General features: G+C 63.3%; 3 protein-coding genes and 1 pseudogene. All 4 read left to right on the plus strand.

What is annotated here, in order from left to right:
• Positions 1 to 1,250: pseudogene (locus tag KDL09_RS12825) on the plus strand (hypothetical protein); the annotation flags it as partial.
• Entirely contained in the window at positions 1,247 to 2,059 is an 813-nt protein-coding gene (locus KDL09_RS12830; RefSeq protein ID WP_294385588.1) for a hypothetical protein, read from the plus strand. The pseudogene KDL09_RS12825 and the gene KDL09_RS12830, both read left to right, overlap by 4 nt.
• A 5-nt stretch (positions 2,060 to 2,064) precedes the next feature.
• Positions 2,065 to 2,631, plus strand: a complete 567-nt coding sequence (locus KDL09_RS12835) for a hypothetical protein (RefSeq protein WP_294385591.1) — start codon at positions 2,065 to 2,067, stop codon at positions 2,629 to 2,631.
• A 4-nt stretch (positions 2,632 to 2,635) separates the two neighbouring features.
• On the plus strand, positions 2,636 to 3,060 hold a 425-nt coding region (locus KDL09_RS12840; protein ID WP_294385594.1), incomplete at its 3' end, for a hypothetical protein.

Genomic DNA, 3,060 nt, shown 5'->3' on the forward strand with positions numbered 1-3,060 from the left:
TCGTGCAGGGCCGCGAGGCACTGCAGGCCCTCGCCGACACTCCCGTGCTGAGCCAGGCACAGGTGGACCGCCTCTCCGACTTCAACGACCAGCTCGATGCTGGCATCCTCAAGCTCAAAGCATGGACGGCTGACGCGCTGCTGAGCGTTTCCGACTTTGCGACGGTCACCGGCGTGGCCCTCTTCGGTGGACTGGGCGGCAGTTTCAGCGACCGCATGGAACTGGCGGCACAAGCTCTCGCTCAAGGCAAGATCGAGGCTGAGGAGGCGGCCGCCGCCCAGGAGAAGCAGCGCCAGGCTGCCAGGGAAGCCGCTGAGTGGGCCAAGAAGATCGCCGACGCGCAGAAGGCAGCCGCCGAGAGCATCGAGAAGGGCCAGAAGGAACTCGAAGCGCAGGAAAAGCGCATGCAGGGCATCCGCGACCAGATCGACCAGGCCAAGGAAGCCAACCTCAAGCAGCAGCTCAGCCCGGAGGAGAACCTTGAATATGCCAAGGGCAAGGTGGCCGATCTCGAAGCCGCAATGCAGGCCGCGCGCGAGAAGGCCTACATGGAGGGCATGGGCGGGCAGGACACCGAGGAAATCCTCCAGCTCGAACTGCAGCGCCAGAAGCTCCTCGGTGAAATTCTCTCCCTCGAAGAACAAATCAGCAACGAGAAGGAACGGCAGCAGAAGGCGGAGGCGGAAAAGAAAGCCCAGCAGAACGAAGCCCGTGCCGGCATCGCCAACGATCTTCAAGTGCTCGATCTTCGCGCGCGTGGCCGCAACAAGGAGGCGGACGCGTTGGAAAAACAGCTCCGCATCCAGCAGGAAGCCAAGCGCATCGCCGAGGAGACCGGCATGTCGCAGGAAGAGGCACTGCGCATTGCCCAGGCCAAGTCCGACCTTGAGGACAAGGCGGCCAAACGTGGCGAGCGCACCGAGAACGGGCGCAAGCGCATCATGGGCTACTCCCGTCCTGCGGGCCTGCCATCCTTCGGCGGACTGGCCTACTTTGACGCTCTTCAGGAGAAGAACTCCAACGGGCAGTACAAGTATGACGCCTTCTATCGCGGCACCGACCGTCGATTCCAGAATGGTCCGCAGCGCAAGTCCGCCCTCGAACGCGCCGGTGAAGTGCTGCGTGGCAAGGCGGCGGCCAATCAGTCGGGTGGGCGCGGCTCCGATTCGGTGAAGCTCACCGAGGGCAATCAAATCGTTCAACTCCTCACGGAAATCCGCGAGGGCATCGGAGACTTCATGGCCGTATGAGTGTCGCGCCCTTCCATGAATTCGGCGACACGAGCTTCGCCATGCCCGGTGCGCGGTTCAACCGCCGCATGGACGGCCTGGACAGCGGCACGCTGGAGTGGTTCAGCCCCAACATTGTGGCCTTCAATCCCGGCGCGGCGGCTCCCGGCTACAGCGGACTGGTCATCCAGGAGGTCGAGATCGAGGAGGATTATCCCGGGCGCTACGTCCACCGCCTGCAATGCCTCGGCGTGCTGGGCAGCAAGCCCAACCGGAAACTCAAGAGCAGCTTCCGCCGCACGATCGACACCTTTGACGAGGGCAGCGAGGAATGGATCGCCCTGGGCACCGGCTTGATCGCGCTGGGATCCTCCCCGGACGGCCATGCCTCCATGCACTGCGTGGACGTGACCGAGGATGAACTTGAGGCCGGTTACTTCCGCATCAGCGCCACCTATCGCGGACTGCTGGGCGAGAAGCCTTACAAGCGCCGCATCGCGGTCAACGAGCAGATCCTCTCGCCGGGCGATCCCGTTTACCTCAACGTGCCGGGCGGATGGCAGGACCCGCGCAAGTCGCAGTTCAGTTTCCCCAAGGTGGTGGTGATGGACACCTACATCACGACCCAGCATCCCAACACGGCGGCCATTCCCGGCATGATGGCACCGCCCGACGCGCCGCCCATCCAGAACCTCTACTACGAGGGCACCAACGTGGTGTTTCAGTGGCCGTGGAACTGGAAGCTCGCGAGCATCGACGCCGACAACGTGGGCACGGTCTGGGCCACCACCTACACCTATGAGTTCGTCTGGCCGGTGCTGCCCGGATAATCGCCATGTCCCTGGTCCAAACACACAAGGCACGTCCAGGCGGAGGCAGCGTCCCGTCTCGCGCCTTCGTACGCTGGGGCACGCTCATGCGCGTGCTGGCGCCGCTCATCCAAAGCGGAAAAATCAGCGTGGAAGGCATCGAGGCCCAGGAGATCGCGCAAGGCGTGCATCTTCGCTCCAAGGGCGGCGGTGGCAGCACCGTCGATCATCCGTGGCGCATCCGCTCCTCGGGCAACAGCTACAAGCTCACGCCCGGCAGTGTGAACGGCATCGTGCCCGGCAACGTCGCCACGTCCTTCACCAAGAACCGCTACGTGTGGGTCCATGCCACTCTCAATGCCTACGGCTCGGTGACAGCCGTGGAGATGCAGAGCGCGGCCTCGCCACCCAACATCCCGCCGTCCTGGTTCAGCGCGGATGCTCCGCCCACGGACGCCTACTACCCCGTCGCCTACGTGGACGATGACGGAGTCACCTATCAGATGTGCTCCAAGAATCTCTCGCTCACGCGCAACGTCGTGCAGATCGACTGCGCGATGAGCCAGTTCATGATCCGCTGGGAGGAAAACTGACACCATGGCAACTCCCAACTGGAATCCCTGCCTGAGCGCGGCTCAATCCTTCTTCGCCGCACCCATGCACTGCGGCTGCAACTGCACCGCCAGCGCACGCCTGCAAACCCGCAGCGCCAGCATGCGACTCGGGCCGCTCGGACATCGTGCGTTCAACTTCCTCAACGACAAAGCCTATCGCAGGCTGGTCAGCTCCACCCAGTTCAACAGCAGCCGTTCACCGCTCAATGGCGCGGGCAACTGGCATGGCTCCGAGCAGGTCACCGCTGTTTATGATCAGTGGGGCAACATCACCTACAGTGGCAACCGCACGCGCAGTTGGAGCGAGCAGTCTGTTCACTTTGTCTGGAAAGGAGTGGTCATGCAGAGCGGTCAGTATTCCGAATCGGCCACCATCGACGAACACGGTTGCTTGCAGGGCACCTGGCA

It is taken from the genome of Prosthecobacter sp., assembly GCF_020439865.1.
In the GTDB taxonomy this organism is placed as follows: domain Bacteria; phylum Verrucomicrobiota; class Verrucomicrobiia; order Verrucomicrobiales; family Verrucomicrobiaceae; genus Prosthecobacter.